Source organism: Cupriavidus oxalaticus, from assembly GCF_038900635.1.
In the GTDB taxonomy this organism is placed as follows: Bacteria; Pseudomonadota; Gammaproteobacteria; order Burkholderiales; family Burkholderiaceae; genus Cupriavidus; species Cupriavidus oxalaticus_B.
Window position 1 is genome coordinate 39,728 of the sequence record NZ_JAYMRX010000031.1, and the last position, 17,000, is coordinate 56,727.

Here is a 17,000-nt window from a genome sequence, read left to right on the forward strand (position 1 = left end):
GACAGGGACGTCAACGCGTCGTGGCCCCTGCCGCCGCTTCCTTACTCCACCGTCACCGACTTCGCCAGATTCCGCGGCTTGTCCACATCGGTACCGCGCGCGCATGCCGTGTGATAGGCCAGCAGTTGCAGCGGCACCACGTGCAGGATCGGCGACAGGTCGCCATAGTGCTCGGGCATGCGGATCACCTGGATGCCGTCCGACGACTGGATCTGCGTATCGCTGTCGGCGAACACATAGAGGCGGCCGCCGCGCGCGCGCACTTCCTGGATGTTGGACTTGAGCTTTTCCAGCAGTGCGTCGTTGGGCGCGACCGTGACCACCGGCATCGCTTCGGTCACCAGCGCCAGCGGGCCGTGCTTCAGTTCGCCGGCCGGATACGCCTCGGCGTGGATGTACGAGATTTCCTTGAGCTTGAGCGCGCCTTCGAGTGCGATCGGGTAGTGCAGGCCGCGCCCCAGGAACAGCGCGTTCTCGCGGCGGGCAAAGTCTTCGGACCAGGCGATGATCTGCGGCTCCAGCGCCAGCACGCCGTGCAGCGCGGCCGGCAGGTGGCGCAGGTTGGCCAGGTCCCTGGCCTCGGCCTCCTCGGTCAGCAGGCCGCGGACCTTGGCCAACGCCAGCGTCAGCATGTACAGCGCGGCCAGCTGCGTGGTGAAGGCCTTGGTCGAGGCCACGCCGATCTCGGTGCCGGCGCGGGTCAGGAAGCGCAGTTCGGTCTCGCGCACCATGGCGCTGGTAGCGACGTTGCAGACCGCCAGCGTATGAACGTGGCCGAGCGCGCGCGCGTGGCGCAGCGCGGCCATGGTGTCGGCGGTTTCGCCCGACTGCGAGATCACCACCACCAGCGCGCGCGGGTTGGGCACGGTATCGCGGTAGCGGTATTCGCTGGCGACCTCGACCTGGGTCGGGATCTTGGCGATGCTTTCGAGCCAGTACTTGGCGGTGCAGCCGGAATAGTAGCTGGTGCCGCAGGCCAGGATCAGCACATTGTCGATGCCGGCAAAGACCTCGGCGGCGTGGTCGCCGAACAGCGCCGGCGTGATGCTTTCCACGCCTTCCAGCGTGTCGCCCAGCGCGCGCGGCTGCTCGAAGATCTCCTTCTGCATGAAGTGCCGGTACGGCCCCAGCTCGACGGATGCGGCATGGGCCTCGACCAGGCGTGCCTCACGCTCGACCGCGTGGTCTTGCGCGTCATGGATGACGACGCCGTCGAGCGAGATCTCGACCACATCGCCCTCTTCGAGGTAGATGATGCGGTTCGCGGTGCCGGCCACGGCGAGCGCGTCGGACGCGAGGAAGGCCTCGTTCTCGCCCAGCGCCACCACCAGCGGCGAGCCGGCGCGGGCGCCGACCACGACGCCGGGCTGGTCCTTGGCGAACACGGCGATGGCATAGGCACCGTGCAGGCGCTTGGTGACGGCGCGCACCGAGGCGAACAGGTCGCCGCGGGTGGCGCTGCTGGGATAGGTGTAGGCCTGGTGGATCAGGTGGGCGACGACTTCGGTGTCGGTCTGCGACTCGAAGCCGTAGCCGACCGCGCGCAGTTCCTCGCGCAGCGGCTCGTAGTTCTCGATGATGCCGTTATGCACCAGCGCGATGGTCTCGCCCGACAGGTGGGGATGGGCGTTGACGGTATCGGGCTTGCCATGGGTGGCCCAGCGCGTATGCGCCACGCCGGTGAAGCCGGACAGGCCTGAAGCCTGCGTCTGCGCGTCCAGGTCCGCCACGCGCGACACGGTGCGGGCGCGCTCGACCGCATCGTCGCGCACGACCGCGACGCCGCACGAGTCATAGCCGCGGTATTCCAGGCGGCGCAGCCCCTCGATCAGGACCGGAACGATATTGCGCGTCGAAACCGCGCCGACGATGCCACACATGCTGAACCCCCGTTGCTGGCGCCCACTGCGGCGCCCAATCCAATCAATCGCGCCGCCCGGGCCGGGCCGGCGCTTTCCATGGCCGCTCACGCGGCGGCCTGACGATTACTTCTTCGGCTGCTTGACCGGACGCTGCCAGGCGTCGACAGTCATCTGCTTGGCGCGCGACAGCGTCAGCTTGTCAGCAGGCGCTTCCTTGGTCAGCGTAGTGCCCGCGCCCAGCGTGGCGCCGCGGCGTACCGTCACCGGTGCCACCAATTGCGTATCGGAGCCGATAAAGACGTCGTCCTCAATCACCGTACGGTGCTTGTTCACACCGTCATAGTTGCAGGTGATTGTGCCGGCGCCAATATTGACGCGCGAACCCACTGTGGCGTCTCCAACATATGCGAGGTGGTTGGCCTTGCTGTGCGCCGCCACCTGGGCATTCTTGACCTCGACGAAGTTGCCGATATGGACATCTTCGCCCAGTTCCGTGCCCGGACGCAGCCGCGCATACGGCCCGATGCGCCCGGCGGGACCGATCCTGGCGCTGTCGACATGGCAGAACGGGTGCAACTGCGCGCCGGCACCCACGGTACTGTTGCGGACCACGCAATGGGCGCCGATGCTGGCCCCGTCTTCCAGGTGCACGCGGCCTTCGAACACGCAGCCGACATCGATGGTGACATCGCGCCCGCAGGTCAGCTCGCCACGCACGTCGATGCGCGCCGGATCGAGCAGCGTCACGCCGGATTCGAGCAGGCGGCGCGCCTGGTTGCCCTGGTGGATGCGTTCGACTTCAGCGAGTTGCAGCTTGCTATTGACCCCGAGCGTCTCCCAGATTGCCGCAGGCTGCGCCGAGACGATCTCGACACCTTCCGTGGCGGCGCGCTCGACCGTGTCGGTCAGGTAGTACTCGCCCTGCGCATTGTCGTTGCCGAGCGTCGACAGCCAGCGCCGGAGGTGGCCTGTCGGGCACACGATAATGCCGGTATTGATCTCGCGGATGGCCTTGATGGCCTCGCTGGCATCCTTTTGCTCGACGATGCGGACGATACTGCCCGCGGCGTCGCGTACGATACGGCCGTAGCCGGTGGGATCGGGCATTTCGACCGTCAGCACGCCGAAACGCTCGGTGCCGGCCTCGGCCACCAGTGCCTTCAGCGTGGCCGCGGTTGTGAGCGGCACATCACCGTACAGAACCAATGTAGGCTGGCTGTCGTCCAACAATGGAAGTGCCTGCATCACCGCATGGCCCGTGCCAAGCTGCTGGGCCTGTTCGGCGAAGGCGACATCGTCGGCGGCGACCGCCTCGCGCACGTGCTCGGCGCCGTGGCCGACCACCACGACCAGCCGCGACGGCGACAGCGCGCGAGCCGTATCCAGGACGTGCGCCAGCATGGGCCGCCCGGCAACCGGGTGCAGTACCTTGGGCAAATCGGAAACCATTCGCTTGCCCATGCCCGCGGCGAGAATGACGATATTCACAAGGAGACCCCTAAGTGAGTGTGTCCGAAAATATTCTAAAAAACACCAGCCGGGTGATTCGCGGTCTTTGCCTCCCAGCTTGGCTGCAGGCCCGGGCCCGGTCGGTGCGGAATCCCGCAAACCCTTGCCAGTCTTGGGCTGGCGGCGATCGAAGCGGCCCGGCTGCAATGCGCGCCGATTTTAACATGGCGATTTCTGCGCAACGCGGCGCTGTTTCCGAATTTCACAATCGCTGGGCGCGGCGGATTTTGGTGATTTTCAGCGCTGCGGCGCTGTGCGCGTGCAACGCGATGAAACTCGGCTACCAGCAGGGGGATCGCCTGGCCTACTGGTGGATTGACAATTATGTCGATGTCACCTCGGCCCAGGAGCCGCTCACGCGCGAGGCCATCGCGCGCTTCTTCTCCTGGCACCGCAAGTCTCAGCTGCCCGAGATTTCCGGCCTGCTGCAGCAGGCCAAGGCCGAGGTCCGCCAGCCGGTGACGCCGGCCATGGTCGAGCACTTCCAGGACGCTTCGCAGCAGCTGGCGCGCCGCTCCTACGAGCAGGCCATGCCCGACATGGCCGACCTGCTGCTGACGCTGACGCCCGACCAGATCGCCCGCATGGAGAAGAAATTCGCCGACGGCAACGCCAAGTACCGCAAGAAATTCCTGAATCCCAACCCGGCCGAGCGGGTCGATGCCCGCTTCGACAAGGTGATGGACTACGCGCGGCTGGTCTATGGCGATTTCTCCGGCGAGCAGGAAAAGCAGATCCGCGCGGCGGTGCTGCCCGTGGTCGAGAATGCCGAGTCGCGCTATGCCGAGCGGGTGGCGCGGCAGCAGGAGTGGATCAAGATGGTGCGCTACGTACAGGCCACGCAGCCGTCCAAGCCGCAGGTGATCGACCTGCTGCGGCGCTTCCGCGAATACTGGCAGAACCCGCCCGCCAGGCAGGCGGCGCGCCACGATGCCAGCACCACCGCCGGGATCGCGCTGACCGTGGCGATTGCCAACTTGACCACGCCCAAGCAGAAGGCGCATGCACAGGACCGCTTCCAGAGGTGGATCGACGATACCAACGCGCTGATGCGGGAGAAGGCGAACGCCCCGGTGCAGTCGGCGGCGACAAACTGAGTTTCGGTTGCCCTCAATGCAAAATGCCCGCTCGCGCGGGCATTTTGCTATGTGGCGGCGCCATGTAGCGGCGCCATGCGGTAGCGGTTACTGCGGCGCACCGGCCTGCTCCGCCTCGGGCGCGGACGCCGGCGGACGTTCGAAACGCACGAATTCCATCCGGTTCTCTTCCATGCTGCCCGCGAACACCAGCGGCTGCTGCTGGAAGGTGGTCTCGCCAAACAACGAAGCCTCGTCCACCTTGGCGAGCCCGGTGGCCAGCCCCGTGAACGGGAACAGCTCGGTATCGGCCAGGTGCGAAGGCACCACGTTGCGCAGCGCCGAGAAGATGTTGTCGATACGGCCCGGGTTCTGCCGCTCCCACTCCTGTAGCATCTCGCTGACCTTCTTGCGCTGCAGGTTCTCCTGCGAGCCGCACAGGTTGCACGGGATGATCGGGAACTCCATCGCTCGTGCGTACGACGCAATGTCCTTCTCCGAGCAGTACGCGAGCGGGCGGATCACGATATGCGCGCCATCGTCGGTGGCCAGCTTGGGCGGCATGGCCTTCATCTTGCCGCCGAAGAACATGTTCAGGAAGAAGGTGTTGACGATGTCGTCGCGGTGGTGGCCCAGCGCGATCTTGTTGGCGCCCAGTTCCTTGGCGGTGCGGTAGATCACGCCGCGGCGCAGGCGCGAGCACAGCGAGCAGGTGGTCTTGCCCTCGGGCACCTTCTCCTTGACGATCGAGTAGGTATCGGCCTCGACAATCAGGTATTCGACGCCCACCGACTTCAGGTATTCAGGCAGCACGTGCTCCGGGAAACCCGGCTGCTTCTGGTCCAGGTTCATCGCGATCAGCCTGAACTTGATGGGCGCGCGCTTCTGCAGCGCCATCAGGACCGACAGCATGGTGTACGAGTCCTTGCCGCCACTCAAGCAGACGAGCACGGTGTCGCCGTCCTCGATCATGCCGAAGTCGCCGATGGCCTTGCCGGTTTGCGATTGCAGCCTCGTCTCGAGGCGATAGAAATTGTTCGAGTGGCTCATGGAGCATCCTGTTGCATGGCGCCTGCCGGATGGAATGGCCGGCAGCGCGCGAAGGGGCAACATTTTACTTTAGGCGCCCGCGCGCCGCAGGCGCCGGCCAGATACAACGTCAGGCGCCCTGCTTGATGTGGAACACCTCGACGCCGACGGAATCGCAGTCCGGGTACACGTCAGGCTTCTCGGTCGACACGCGCACGGCACGCACCTTGGGATGCCTGAGCATGGCGCGCGCGACGTCGTCGCACAGCGTTTCCTGCAGGTGCACGTGGCCCTGCGCCATGCGCTCGGCCACGGTGTTGCGCATGAAATCGTAGTCGACCACTTCGTCGAGCTTGTCGGCGTGCGGGGTGCATTCTTCCAGCGGCACGAACAGGTCGATATTGATCAGCACGCGCTGCTCGCCCTTCTTCTCGAACTCATGCACGCCGATATTGATCTGCACTTCATAGTTGCGCAGGAACATGCGGCGGCAGTCCTGCAGGCTGGGGTGGGAAAGAGCGGCGAGCATGGTCATGGCTGGGGATGGGACAAAAAAGGCGGCGGAAAAGGGAATGCCGCGCCCGGCGGGCGCGGCACATCATACGGCTTGCCGGCTGACTGGTATATAAACGCCAGCTTACTCGGTCAGGAACATCACGTCGCGCGACAGCGGCATCAGGTGCTGGCCGCCGTCCACGTACAGCGTAGTGCCGGTGACCGCGCGTGCCTGGGCCAAATAGGCAACCGCCTGGGCGATATCCTCGGGCGTCGACGACTGGCCCAGCGGCGTCACGCGATGCGCGCGGCGGAAGCTCTGCTCCGACTGCTCGCCCGACACCAGCGTGATGCCCGGCGCCACGCCGACCACGCGGATGCGGGGAGCCAGCGCCTGCGCCAGCTGCACCGTGGCGGTCTGCAGCGCGGCCTTGGACAGCGTGTACGACAGGAAATCCGGGTTCAGGTTATCCAGCTTCTGGTCGAGCAGGTTGATCACCACGCCGCTCGGTCCGGCGGCCTTGTCCTTGTCGCCGGCCGGGGCAGCGGCGGCCAGCGCCTTGTGCATTTCGCGCGCCAGCAGCAGCGGCGCCGCAACATTGGTGCGCATATGCGTATCGAGCGACGCATAGGAGAAGCTGGTCGCCACGTCGTACTGGAACAGCGAGGCGTTGTTGACCAGGCAGGTCGGCAGGCCCAGCGCGGCGATGCAGTCCGCGATCAGGCGGCCGGTGGCGGCCTCGTCGGCGAGATCGGCGCGCAGCACCGCGGCACGGCGGCCGAGCGCGCGGATCCTGGTCGCCAGCGCCTCGGCCTCGTCCACCGAGCGGTGGCAGTGCACGGCCACGTCCCAGCCCTGCGTGGCCAGTTCCAGCGCAATGGCGCGGCCCAGGCGGCGCGCGCCGCCGGTGACGAGGGCGATGCCGCGGGCAGAGGACTGGACGGCGACAGTGCCGGCTGCAGCGGCGGCAGGATTGGCGGCAGCGGGTGCCGGGGTATCGGATGCGGGCATTGCTACAATCGCGGGATGCAGAAAGCCGCTAGTTTACCCCTTCCCCCCGCCGACGCGCAGGCCGCCTCCGATACCCTTGCTGCCCGTATTGGCGAATCGATCGATGCGGCCGGCGGCTGGACCGGCTTTGACCGCTATATGGCGCTGGCGCTGTACGCGCCCGGCCTGGGCTACTACAGCGGCGGCTCGGCCAAGTTCGGCCGCGATGCCCGCGACGGCAGCGACTTCATCACCGCACCGGAATTGAGTCCGTTCTTCGCGCGCACGCTGGCGCGCCAGTTCGCGCCGCTGGTGGCGCAAGACCTGCCGCGGATGATGGAGTTCGGCGCCGGCACCGGCCGCCTGGCCGCGGACTTGCTGCTGGGGCTGGAACAGGAAGGCCGGCTGCCGGAGGAATACGCGATCGTCGAACTGTCCGGCGAGCTGCGCGCGCGCCAGCAGGAAACGCTGGCGCAGCGCGCCCCGCACCTGGCCGCGCGCGTGCGCTGGCTGGATGCATTGCCCGACCGCTTCGAAGGCGTCATCGTCGGCAACGAAGTGCTCGATGCGATGCCGGTGCAGCTCTACGCACGCACCGGCGGCCGCTGGCACGAGCGCGGCGTGGCGCGCGCCGAATGCACCGAAGCCGGCGCGGCTGCCGCGTTCCGCTTCGAGGACCGCGTGCTCGCCGCTGCCGACGTGCCGCCGATGCTCCGCGACATCCCCGGCGACCACGATGTCGTCACCGAGACGCACGCCGAAGCCGAGGGCTTCACGCGCGCCGTCGGCGCGATGCTGGCGCGCGGCGCGGCCTTCTTCATCGACTACGGCTTCCCCGCCGCCGAGTACTACCATGCGCAGCGCGCCGGCGGCACGCTGATGTGCCACTACCGGCATCACGCGCACCCGGATCCTTTCCTCTATCCGGGCCTGCAGGACATCACCGCGCACGTCAATTTCAGCGGCATCGCCGCCGCCGCGGTGGAAACCGGGATGACAGTGTCGGGCTTTGCCTCGCAGGCGCGCTTCCTGATGAACGCCGGCATAACAGAGTTGCTGATGGCGCTGGACCCGTCCGATGCGCGCGCCTTCCTGCCGCAGGCCAACGCCGTGCAGAAGCTGTTGTCCGAAGCGGAAATGGGCGAGCTGTTCAAGGTCATCGCGCTGACGCGGGGCCTCGACGACGGCACGGACCAGGGCGAGCCGCTGGCCGGCTTCGCCCGCGGCGACCGCTGCCACACCCTGTAAGCGATAGCGAACGCGATGCTGCGCTGGACCCTCACCATCTTCCTGAGCGTGATCATCCTGTCCGCGGCGCTGCCGTGGCTGCAGAAAATCGGGCTGGGACGGCTGCCGGGCGACGTGCGCTTCCGCCTGTTCGGGCGGGAATTCGTGCTGCCGTTCGCATCGACGATCCTGCTGTCGCTGGTGGCGCTGGTGATCGGCAAGCTGTTGTAGGAACAGCCGCCGCGGCATCTCACTCCGGCGCGTGCTCGCCCAGCCGCTGCGCCACGGCCGCGACCCGGGCCGCATGGACGCGGTCCTTGATCTGCCCTACGTCGTCCGCGCAGGCATGCGCGATCGCGCCGGCGTCGACACCGGCCGCGGCTTCGCGCGCCGCCAGCAGCCGCGCCGCCTGCGGATAGTCGCTGTGCTCGAAGCCCTTGCGGCCGCGCTTGTCGGCCTCGCACGCCTGCAGCGCCAGCGCGAAGCGGTCGGGCTTGCGCAGCGCATCGCAGCGTTCCAGCAGCCGCACCACCGCGGCGGCGCTGAATTCCAGCGAACGATGGATATTGCCGTGCTCGCGCGCCACCACCAGCGCCAGGTCGCGGCAATCGTTGGGCACGCGCAGCCGCACGCAGACCTCTTCCAGAAGCTTGACGCTGCGCGTCTCGTGGCCGATATGGCGCGGCAGCACGTCCTCGGGCGTCGTGCCCTTTCCCAGGTCGTGCACCAGCGCGGCAAAGCGCACCGGCAGCGGCGCGCCCATCGCGGCGGCGGTATCGATCACCATCATCACGTGCACGCCGGTATCGACCTCGGGATGGAAGTCGGCGCGCTGCGGCACGCCCCACAGGCAATCAAGCTCGGGCAGCAGCCGCGCCAGCGCGCCGCAGTCGCGCAGCACCTCGAACATCCGTGACGGATGCGCTTCCATCAGGCCGCGCGCGAGTTCCTGCCAGACGCGCTCGGGCACCAGCGCATCGACCTCGCCTGCCGTCACCATCTCGCGCATCAGGCGCTGGGTCTCGGCAGCGACGGTGAACTCGTGGAAGCGCGCGGCGAAGCGCGCCAGCCGCAGGATGCGGACCGGGTCTTCGGCGAAGGCATCCGAGACATGGCGGAACAGGCGGGCCTGCAGGTCGCGCTGGCCGCCGTGCGGGTCGAGCACCGGGCCGACCAGGTTGCCGTCGGCATCGACCTCGCGCGCCATCGCGTTGATGGTCAGGTCGCGCCGGACCAGGTCGTCTTCCAGCGTGACATCGGGCTCGCAGTAGAAGGCAAAGCCCTTGTAGCCCATCGCGGTCTTGCGCTCGGTGCGCGCCAGCGCGTATTCCTCATGGGTGCGCGGATGCAGGAAGACCGGGAAATCCTTGCCGACGGGGCGATATCCCGCGGCTTCCATCTCGTGCGGGGTCGCGCCGACGACTACGTAGTCGCGGTCCTGGCTGGGCTTGCCCAGCAGTTCGTCGCGGATCGCGCCGCCGACGGCATACACCTGCATCGTTGTGACCCTTTTTCTGGTGCTGGTGCCGGCGCCCGGCGCCGGCGCGAATTGCTCGGTGGTTGTTCAGTGATTGACGATGATCGCGTCGGGCCGGTCGGGCGCCACGCGGTAAGGCTCGTCGTCGGCCAGGAAATCGCGCTCCTCGCGCGCGGCGGCAATCCATTCCTGCATCGTCGGCAGCGCCAGCATGAAGTCGGCATAGGCCTTGGCGTCTTCCGGCAGATGGATGCCGTAGGTGGCAAAGCGGCTCACCACCGGCGCGAAGAAGGCGTCGGCCACGGTGAATTCGCCGAACAGGAACGGGCCGCGCGCGCCATGCTGCTGGCGCAACCCGCTCCAGATCGCGGCAATGCGGTCGACGTCGCGCTGCACCGCCACGTTCCAGCCGCATCCGGGCAGCACCGCGGTCACGTTCATCGGCAACTGGCTGCGCAGGTTACCGAAGCCCGAATGCATCTCGGCGCAGACCGCGCGCGCCACCGCGCGCTCGGCGCGGTCGGCGGGCCACAGCGTCTTTTCCGGGAATCGCTCGGCCACGTATTCGGCGATCGCCAGCGAGTCCCACACGGTGACATCGCCATCGACCAGCGCGGGAACCTTGCCGGCCGGCGAATAGCGCGCGATCTCGGCGGCGAAGCTGGCGGTGAACAGGCGCACCTGTACCTCTTCGAATTCAATGCCGGCCTGGCGCAGCAGCAGCCAGGGGCGCAGCGACCAGGAGGAGTAATTCTTGTTGCCGATGACGAGCTTCATCGTAGGTCCTTGGGAGAGGCGAAGGGAGACGGCGGCGGCGGCGCGCCGGACCGGTCATTTTGCCAGCGCGCCCGCCTGCCTCAAAGTGAAATGCTCTCGCAACCGATCCGAAAATGGGTCACATAGGCCACCCGCGGCCCGGGCCGTCCGCCCTTCAGCGGTGCACGCTGGCGCGCATCGAAGTCAGCGCCGCATCGCGGTTGCGCCCGGCCAGCGCGTCGGTCATCACGGATTCCAGGCTGGCCGGATGCAGGTCCAGCTCCGGCGCGACCGGATGCTCGAGCACGTTGTCCAGCTGCATCGAATCGAGGTTGTCGCGCGACAGCAGCGGATCGCCGGGCATATGTTCCATGATGGTCGCCTGCACCCGCGCCAGCGCGTCCGGCAGCGCGATCACCGGACGCGGATGGCCGGATGCGCGGCCGGCGAAGCGCACCAGCTCCTCCAGCGTATAGACCTGCGGGCCGCCCAGTTCATAGCCACGGCCGATGGTGGCGGGGTTGACCATGGCATTGAGGAAGGCCTGCACCACATCCTGCACGAACACCGGCTGGAAGCGCGCCTGCGCGCACGCGAGCGGCACCACCGGCGCCATCTGTTGCATCTGCGCGAACAGGTTGAGGAAATGATCGTCCGGGCCGAACACCACCGATGGCCGCAGGATGGTCCAGTCCAGCCCGCTGGCGCGCACGATGCGTTCGCCGTCGCCCTTGCTGCGCAGGTACATCGACGGCCCCTGGCTGTCGGCGCCGAGCGCGCTCATATGCAACAGCCGGCGTACGCCGGTGGACAGGCACGAGGCCACGATCTGGCGCACCATTTCCACGTGGGCGCTGGCAAAGGCCTCGCCATAGGGATCGGCACGCTCGCCGTGCAGCACGCCCACCAGGTTGACGACGATGCCGTCGACCCCGAGCGAACCGATGGCGTCATCGAGCGCGGCATTGTCGGCCAGCCCCAGTTCCACTACCTCGACACGCGGCAGCAGCAGCAGGTGCTGTGCGTGCTCGACGTTGCGGGTGCCGACCACGATGCGGTCGGGCGCGATCGGCGAATCGGGATTGCTGCCCGGTTCCAGCGGCGCACCGGAGGCTGAGGCGGCGCCGGCCAGGCGCGAGACAAGGTGGCTGCCGATAAAGCCGGCGCCACCGATGACGAGGACGTTGCTGGTCTGCATGATGCCTCCGTGCAAAGTGAACTGCACGTCGCGGCGCATTGTGCCAGCCGGGCCGCCGCAACGCGCCCGGCACGGCACACCAGCGGCCCGTTCCGTCGGGTGCCCGTCAGGGCAGGCTGGTGGTGGTCACCGGCGACGGCGCGACCGTCCCAAGGCGCGATTTCAGCGACTGCGGACGGCCACTCATCAATGCAGCATAGTACGTGGCGTTGGAAAGCACATTCTTCACATAGCCGCGCGTTTCATTGAACGGGATGGTCTCTGCAAAGATCGCGCCTTCCACGGGCCGCGCCAGCGTGCTGCGCCAGGCCTTGGGCCGGCCCGGACCGGCGTTGTACGCGGCCGACGCCAGCGTCCAGGAACTGTCCAGGTCAGTCAGCACCATGTTCAGGTAATTGGTGCCCAGCAGGATGTTGATGTTGGGATCGCCCATCATCTGCGGCGAGAAATCGTTCATGCCGATCTTGCGCGCCACGTACTTGGCCGTCGCCGGCATCACCTGCATCAGGCCGTGCGCGCCGGCGGACGAGCGCGCGTTCATGAGGAAGCGCGATTCCTGCCGGATCAGTCCGTAGACCCACGCCATGTCGAGGCCGACATCGTCGGTCGCGCGTTGCATGATGTCGCGGTACGGCATCAGGAAGCGCAGCCCGAAGTCATGCTCGTTGCGGGTGCGGTCGGCGGTATTGACGGTGCGGTCGAGCAGTTCGAGACGGCGCGCGTATTCAGCCGCGGCAAGCAGCTCGCGGTCGTTCATGCCGCGCAGCTCCCAGTTCCATTCGCGGTTGCCCTCGAAGCGCATGTTCATCGCATAGAACTTCTGCGCGAGCTGGAAGCCGGCACGCGAGCGCATGGCATTGGCTTCGGCATCACTGACGGCAGTGCGCGCGGGCAGCGTGATGCGGTTGCCCAGTTCTTCGCTGGCGAGCTGGCCATAGAAGTTGAACTGGCCGGCGATCTGCTGGAAGTTCTGCTGCGCCTCGGTGTCGCGGCCTTCGGCCTTGAGTGCGCGGCCGTACCAGTAGAGCCACGCCGGGTCCTTGGCGCGCAGCTCGGGACGCATCAGCTCGACCGCCTGGCGCACCTGCTTCCAGTCGCCCTGGCGCAGCGCGGAGCGCACGCGCCATTCCTGGGTGTCGTCGGACAGCCACTGGTTGCCGCCCAGGTCCATCTGGCGACGGTAGTAGGTTGCCGCTTCGGGCAGCAGCTTCTTGGCCGCGAACTGGCCGATCACGCCCCAGGCCGCGCCCTGCTCATCACGCGACAAGGTGCCCTGGACGGTGCCGAGGTAGGCGACGGCCTGGTTCGGGTCGGTACGCGCCATCTTGACGAGGGTGGCGAGCGTGTCGCCGTCGACGCGCGCATCGGGCAGCAGCGCGGCGATCTTGCCGGCCAGCGTGAGGTAGTTCTGCTCCAGCGCCAGCCGCGCCTGGAAGGCGACATCGCTGGGCTGGATCTGCTGGCTTTGCACCAGGTAGCCGATCAGGTCGACGCAGCCTTCGCCGTAATAGCGCGGATCGCTCAGCGCCTGGCGCGACTCGGCGGCAACGTTCTGGCCCTTGAGCGCGCGCGACAGCAGCGCATAGCATTCGACCTGGGTGTCGTCCTTGAGCGCGAACTGCGGGTACTCGGCATCGAAGTTGGCCCAGTCGCGCTTCTTGCCCAGCACCAGCAGCCAGTCGTTGCGCATGCGGTCGGCGATGGCCTGGCCCTTGTAGCGCTGCAGGAAGGCGCGCACCTGGTCATCGGGCGCGTCGATGCGCGCCAGGCCGCTGGCGTCGAACATCTGCGGCTTGATGCGGAAATACTCGACGTACGACGGGATCGGGTAGTCGACCAGTGTGGCCGAGATCGCGTAGGCGCGCTCCACGTCATTCTTGCGCGCCGCTTCGCGCAGTGCGGCGAAGGCCTCGTCCGGATCGCTCGGGATCACCGCCGGCTGCTGCTGGCGCACGGGCGCCTGCGGGCGCTTCTGCGCATGGACCGGCGTGACAAGCAGTGCACATGCCATGGCAATCCAGGCGGCCCGCCCTGCACGCTGCAGATATACTCCCTTCAGCATTCTTTGCTTCCTTGTCGATGACGGCGGCGCCGGTGCCCGCCATGCAAGGCAAGGGCCGCAGCAGCTTCCGCCGTCCGTGTTGGTTCGGACGCGGGCATTATCCCACGCCATGTCCTCAAGTTCCGCCCCCTCGGCCGCCACCTCTCCTGCCACCCCGCTCCCGGACGCGACTGAAGACCGCCGCGCGCAGCGTGCGCGCCTGCTGGCATTGCGTGCCGGCCTGCCAGCGCGCAACGATGCCGATGCGCGCATCGCCGCCGCGTTGTCCGAGCTGCTGGCGGGCCTGGCCGTGCGCTGCCTTGGCTTCTACTGGCCAATCCAGCAGGAGTTCGACGCGCGCGGCGCGGTCGCGCAATGGCTCGCGGCGGTGCCCGGGCGCCAGGCGGCGTTGCCGGCGGTAAGCCGCCCCGGCGCGCCGCTGGACTTTCACCTGTGGGACCCGGACACGCCGATGACCAAGGGCCACTACGGCATCCCGGTCCCCGACGGCACCGAGGCCGTGACGCCCGACGCGCTGCTCATTCCCTGTGTCGGTTTCAGCCCGGACAAGTTCCGCCTGGGCTACGGCGGCGGCTTCTACGACCGCACGCTCGCGGCGATGGCGCATCGGCCCGTGGCGATCGGCATCGGCTATGAAGCGTGCCGCATCGCACTGCCCGCGCAGCCGCATGACGTGGCGATGGAATGGATCGTCACTGAAGCGGGAGCGTTCTAGCCCGAGAGGGTGACGGCAGCGTGCGGGCCCGGGGTTCAGCCGGCCTGCACCAGCTCGTCCACCAGCGCGCGCATGCAGCGCCAGTGCGAGCCTTCCCAGAACACCCGCCGGCACTGGTCGCAGGTGACGAAGCTGCGATGGCGCTCGAGCACGCCGTCCGGCACGCGCCCGGCCGCGGCGGCCGCTTCCAGCGCGTGCAGCGGCACGTTGCAGTCCAGGCACAGCGAGAACGGCCGCGCGCTGCGCGCCAGGTCCAGCCGCGCGAAGATCTCGCGCACCTGCTGGCGCGGCTTGAGCGCGCGCACATAGCAGCCGTGCGTGATACCGCGGCGCTTGAGCAGTTCGCGGTCGCGCGTCAGCACGATGCGGCCTTCGTCGACCGCAATGCGCTCGATCTCGCTGTCTTCAAAATGGTTGTCGTAGAGGGTGTCGAAGCCGGTCATGCGCAGCAGGTGCGCCAGTCCGCCCAGGTGCGCGTCGGCAACGAAATGCATCGCGCGCAGCGGGTGTTCGCGCACGCGCAGCAGCGGCGTGACGTCGAGGCGTTCGAACTTGGGATAGACCGAGACCCGGTCGCCGTTCTGCAGCTGGCGCTCGAAACCGGAGGATTCGCCGTTGACCAGGATCAGCTCGACCTCGGTGTGCGGCACGCCCAGCGCCTCGATCATGTGCTTGACGGTCGCGGCGCGCGCGCACGCGCAGGGCAGGTCACGCCGGCGCTGGTCCGGCGCGAGGAAGTCGTTCAGTTCCTCGTAGAAGCGGAAGGTGGCGGTGACCATGGGGCGAGTATGGCACCGATTCCGCATGGATTGCGCGCTGGCGCAGGCTCAGTCCGCATTCCCCAGCCGCAGCGCCGCCTCCACCGCGAGCTTCGCCCACGGCGTCATCGCCGCAGGCGACTCCAGCGCGGCGGGCGGCAGGCTGAGGTAGTGGCGCATGGTGACCTCGCGCTTCGCGGACTGGTAGCGGAAAGGCTCGCTGCCTTCGGCGTCGAACTTGCCGCGCGTGGCGTCATCCGCCTTCAGGTAGCAGGTGCCGCCGGACACCAGCGCGAACATCAGCCCGTCATAGAACAGGCCGTGGCCGCCAAACATCCGCCTGGCCGTCACCGGCCCGATGCGCGCCGCCAGCGGCCCCATCAGCTCGAGCAGGTGTTCGACGAAGGGATCGGGGCGGCGCGTGGCCATGGCGCGTCCTGGTGCGTTACAGCTTCAGCCGCTGCCAGATCGCCTTGGTCGCGCCGGCCGCGTTGAGCGTGTAGAAATGCAGCCCCGGCACTCCCGCGGCGAGCAGTCGCTCGCACAGCGCGGTGACCACGTCCAGCCCGAAGGCGCGGATCGATTCGCGGTCGTCGCCGAAGCTCTCCAGCCGCTTGGCCACCCAGCGCGGCACTTCGGCGCCGCACATCTCGGAGAAGCGCATCAGCTGCGAGTAGTTGGTGATCGGCATGATGCCCGGCACGATCGGCACGTCCACGCCCTGCGCGCGCACGTCGTCGACAAAGCGGAAGTATGCGTCGGCGTTGTAGAAGTACTGCGTGATCGCCGAATCGGCACCGGCCTTGACCTTGCGCACGAAGTTGTCGAGGTCATGGCGCGGCGACTTCGCCTGCGGGTGGTACTCCGGGTACGCCGCGACTTCGATATTGAACCAGTCGCCGGTCTCGGCCCGGATGAACTCCACCAGCTCGTTGGCGTAGCGGAACTCGCCGATCTCGCCCATGCCCGACGGCATGTCGCCGCGCAGCGCGACGATATGGCGGATGCCGCCCTCGCGGTACTGCTGCAGGACCGCGCGAATGCTATCGCGCGACGAGCCCACGCACGACAGGTGCGGCGCGGCCTCGATGCCCTCGCGCTGGATTTCCAGCACGGCGTCGAGCGTGCCCTGCTGCGTGGTGCCGCCGGCGCCGAACGTCACCGAGATGTACTTGGGCTTGAGCGGGGCGAGCTGCGCGCGCGTGTTGCGCAGCTTCTCCGTGCCCTCCGCCGTCTTGGGCGGGAAGAATTCAAAGCTGAAGTAGCGGTCTTGCATGATGTTGGCGCGCCGCGTTGGCGCGGCGCGCTGAATAGGGGTCCGTGGAAAGCGTCAGTCGTCGCGGTCGCGCAGCAGCAGGCTGGCCAGCAGCCACGAGATCACGCTGTACAGGACCGAGCCCAGCAGCGCCGCCCAGAAACCGTCGACGGTAAAGCCCGACAGCAGGTTGCCGACGAACAGGAACAGCAGCGCGTTGATGACGAAGATAAAGAGCCCCAGCGTCAGCAGCGTCACCGGCAGCGTCAGGATCACCAGGATCGGACGGATCAGCGTGTTGACCAGGCCCAGCACCAGCGCCGCCAGCATCGCCGAGCCAAAGCTCTTGATGTGGATCGACGGGATGATGTACGGCAGCACGAACAGCGATACGGCGTTGATGATCCAGACGACCAGTAGTCTCATGACGGCTCCTTGAATGGCGTGGTTGCTCCCCTCTCCCATTGATGGGAGAGGGGTCGGGGGTGAGGGCGGGCGTGTCTCGATGCGATATGCCCTGCTTCGTGGCAGCGCCTGCCCTCTCCCCCAGCCCCTCTCCCGCACGCGGGAGAGGGGAGTTCCTACCTTCC

Annotated in this window: 17 protein-coding genes; 4 read left to right on the forward strand and 13 right to left on the reverse strand. The window is 67.7% G+C overall.

Annotation, left to right across the window (positions count from 1 at the left end):
• Positions 1 to 41: 41 nt before the first annotated feature.
• Complete coding sequence (glmS, locus tag VSR71_RS31125; protein WP_342917413.1) at positions 42 to 1,880, reverse strand: glutamine--fructose-6-phosphate transaminase (isomerizing); 1,839 nt, start codon at positions 1,878 to 1,880, stop codon at positions 42 to 44.
• Positions 1,881 to 1,985: 105 nt separating this feature from the next.
• Positions 1,986 to 3,350, reverse strand: a complete 1,365-nt coding sequence (gene glmU / locus VSR71_RS31130; RefSeq protein WP_342917414.1) for a bifunctional UDP-N-acetylglucosamine diphosphorylase/glucosamine-1-phosphate N-acetyltransferase GlmU — start codon at positions 3,348 to 3,350, stop codon at positions 1,986 to 1,988.
• 251 nt (positions 3,351 to 3,601) lie between these two features.
• Between glmU and VSR71_RS31135 the strand changes: the two genes are divergently transcribed.
• Complete coding sequence (locus tag VSR71_RS31135; protein ID WP_342917415.1) at positions 3,602 to 4,468, forward strand: DUF6279 family lipoprotein; 867 nt, start codon at positions 3,602 to 3,604, stop codon at positions 4,466 to 4,468.
• An 87-nt stretch (positions 4,469 to 4,555) separates the two neighbouring features.
• Here VSR71_RS31135 and ttcA read toward each other — a convergent pair whose 3' ends face one another.
• The 3 genes from ttcA to VSR71_RS31150 all read right to left on the reverse strand — a co-directional run bounded on the left by ttcA (position 4,556) and on the right by VSR71_RS31150 (position 6,983).
• Entirely contained in the window at positions 4,556 to 5,497 is a 942-nt protein-coding gene (gene ttcA / locus VSR71_RS31140; protein WP_342917416.1) for a tRNA 2-thiocytidine(32) synthetase TtcA, read from the reverse strand.
• Between the two features lie 109 nt (positions 5,498 to 5,606).
• Positions 5,607 to 6,011, reverse strand: coding sequence for a dihydroneopterin aldolase (locus VSR71_RS31145; protein WP_209763688.1), 405 nt, complete (start codon positions 6,009 to 6,011; stop codon positions 5,607 to 5,609).
• Between the two features lie 102 nt (positions 6,012 to 6,113).
• Positions 6,114 to 6,983, reverse strand: a complete 870-nt coding sequence (locus tag VSR71_RS31150) for an SDR family oxidoreductase (RefSeq protein ID WP_342917417.1) — start codon at positions 6,981 to 6,983, stop codon at positions 6,114 to 6,116.
• A 15-nt stretch (positions 6,984 to 6,998) separates the two neighbouring features.
• Between VSR71_RS31150 and VSR71_RS31155 the strand changes: the two genes are divergently transcribed.
• Together VSR71_RS31155 and VSR71_RS31160 are read left to right on the forward strand one after the other, a co-directional pair.
• Positions 6,999 to 8,210, forward strand: a complete 1,212-nt coding sequence (locus tag VSR71_RS31155) for a class I SAM-dependent methyltransferase (RefSeq protein ID WP_342917418.1) — start codon at positions 6,999 to 7,001, stop codon at positions 8,208 to 8,210.
• 15 nt (positions 8,211 to 8,225) lie between these two features.
• Complete coding sequence (locus VSR71_RS31160) at positions 8,226 to 8,420, forward strand: DUF2905 domain-containing protein (RefSeq protein ID WP_116316920.1); 195 nt, start codon at positions 8,226 to 8,228, stop codon at positions 8,418 to 8,420.
• A 19-nt stretch (positions 8,421 to 8,439) separates the two neighbouring features.
• Here the strand turns inward: VSR71_RS31160 and VSR71_RS31165 are convergent, their stop codons facing one another.
• The 4 genes from VSR71_RS31165 to VSR71_RS31180 all read right to left on the reverse strand — a co-directional run bounded on the left by VSR71_RS31165 (position 8,440) and on the right by VSR71_RS31180 (position 13,682).
• Positions 8,440 to 9,687, reverse strand: coding sequence for a multifunctional CCA addition/repair protein (locus tag VSR71_RS31165; protein WP_342917419.1), 1,248 nt, complete (start codon positions 9,685 to 9,687; stop codon positions 8,440 to 8,442).
• Positions 9,688 to 9,753: 66 nt separating this feature from the next.
• Positions 9,754 to 10,443: a glutathione S-transferase family protein gene (locus VSR71_RS31170; RefSeq protein ID WP_342917420.1), complete on the reverse strand. Its 690-nt coding sequence runs from the start codon at positions 10,441 to 10,443 to the stop codon at positions 9,754 to 9,756.
• Positions 10,444 to 10,597: 154 nt separating this feature from the next.
• The gene (locus VSR71_RS31175) at positions 10,598 to 11,620 is read right to left on the reverse strand and encodes a complex I NDUFA9 subunit family protein (protein WP_133098177.1); all 1,023 of its coding nucleotides are present in this window, start codon (positions 11,618 to 11,620) and stop codon (positions 10,598 to 10,600) included.
• 106 nt (positions 11,621 to 11,726) lie between these two features.
• Positions 11,727 to 13,682, reverse strand: coding sequence for a lytic transglycosylase domain-containing protein (locus VSR71_RS31180; RefSeq protein WP_342917421.1), 1,956 nt, complete (start codon positions 13,680 to 13,682; stop codon positions 11,727 to 11,729).
• Between the two features lie 109 nt (positions 13,683 to 13,791).
• Here VSR71_RS31180 and VSR71_RS31185 point away from each other — a divergent pair, with 109 nt between their 5' ends.
• Positions 13,792 to 14,397, forward strand: coding sequence for a 5-formyltetrahydrofolate cyclo-ligase (locus VSR71_RS31185; protein WP_342917422.1), 606 nt, complete (start codon positions 13,792 to 13,794; stop codon positions 14,395 to 14,397).
• A gap of 35 nt (positions 14,398 to 14,432) precedes the next feature.
• On the opposite strand, the gene VSR71_RS31190 is transcribed toward VSR71_RS31185, so the two are convergent.
• From VSR71_RS31190 to VSR71_RS31205, 4 genes are read right to left on the reverse strand one after another with little or no spacing between them, the layout of a single operon-like run.
• Positions 14,433 to 15,176: a Mut7-C RNAse domain-containing protein gene (locus VSR71_RS31190; RefSeq protein WP_342917423.1), complete on the reverse strand. Its 744-nt coding sequence runs from the start codon at positions 15,174 to 15,176 to the stop codon at positions 14,433 to 14,435.
• Positions 15,177 to 15,224: 48 nt separating this feature from the next.
• Entirely contained in the window at positions 15,225 to 15,584 is a 360-nt protein-coding gene (locus VSR71_RS31195; protein ID WP_342917424.1) for a TfoX/Sxy family protein, read from the reverse strand.
• Positions 15,585 to 15,600: 16 nt separating this feature from the next.
• Positions 15,601 to 16,431 carry a methylenetetrahydrofolate reductase [NAD(P)H] gene (gene metF, locus VSR71_RS31200; protein WP_209763678.1) on the reverse strand — a complete coding sequence of 277 codons (831 nt, stop codon included), beginning with the start codon at positions 16,429 to 16,431 and terminating at the stop codon, positions 15,601 to 15,603.
• A gap of 54 nt (positions 16,432 to 16,485) precedes the next feature.
• On the reverse strand, positions 16,486 to 16,836 hold the full coding sequence (locus tag VSR71_RS31205) for a phage holin family protein (RefSeq protein WP_209763677.1): 351 nt from the start codon (positions 16,834 to 16,836) through the stop codon (positions 16,486 to 16,488).
• Positions 16,837 to 17,000 lie beyond the last annotated feature (164 nt).

Coding starts and splice junctions, on each gene's coding strand:
- glmS (WP_342917413.1), bottom strand. CDS start 1,880: ATGTGTGGCATCGTCGGCGCGGTTTCGACGCGCAATATCGTTCCGGTC.
- metF (WP_209763678.1), bottom strand. CDS start 16,431: ATGCAAGACCGCTACTTCAGCTTTGAATTCTTCCCGCCCAAGACGGCG.
- VSR71_RS31170 (WP_342917420.1), bottom strand. CDS start 10,443: ATGAAGCTCGTCATCGGCAACAAGAATTACTCCTCCTGGTCGCTGCGC.
- VSR71_RS31165 (WP_342917419.1), bottom strand. CDS start 9,687: ATGCAGGTGTATGCCGTCGGCGGCGCGATCCGCGACGAACTGCTGGGC.
- VSR71_RS31160 (WP_116316920.1), top strand. CDS start 8,226: ATGCTGCGCTGGACCCTCACCATCTTCCTGAGCGTGATCATCCTGTCC.
- VSR71_RS31180 (WP_342917421.1), bottom strand. CDS start 13,682: ATGCTGAAGGGAGTATATCTGCAGCGTGCAGGGCGGGCCGCCTGGATT.
- ttcA (WP_342917416.1), bottom strand. CDS start 5,497: ATGAGCCACTCGAACAATTTCTATCGCCTCGAGACGAGGCTGCAATCG.
- VSR71_RS31175 (WP_133098177.1), bottom strand. CDS start 11,620: ATGCAGACCAGCAACGTCCTCGTCATCGGTGGCGCCGGCTTTATCGGC.
- VSR71_RS31150 (WP_342917417.1), bottom strand. CDS start 6,983: ATGCCCGCATCCGATACCCCGGCACCCGCTGCCGCCAATCCTGCCGCC.
- VSR71_RS31185 (WP_342917422.1), top strand. CDS start 13,792: ATGTCCTCAAGTTCCGCCCCCTCGGCCGCCACCTCTCCTGCCACCCCG.
- VSR71_RS31155 (WP_342917418.1), top strand. CDS start 6,999: ATGCAGAAAGCCGCTAGTTTACCCCTTCCCCCCGCCGACGCGCAGGCC.
- VSR71_RS31190 (WP_342917423.1), bottom strand. CDS start 15,176: ATGGTCACCGCCACCTTCCGCTTCTACGAGGAACTGAACGACTTCCTC.
- VSR71_RS31145 (WP_209763688.1), bottom strand. CDS start 6,011: ATGACCATGCTCGCCGCTCTTTCCCACCCCAGCCTGCAGGACTGCCGC.
- VSR71_RS31205 (WP_209763677.1), bottom strand. CDS start 16,836: ATGAGACTACTGGTCGTCTGGATCATCAACGCCGTATCGCTGTTCGTG.
- VSR71_RS31195 (WP_342917424.1), bottom strand. CDS start 15,584: ATGGCCACGCGCCGCCCCGATCCCTTCGTCGAACACCTGCTCGAGCTG.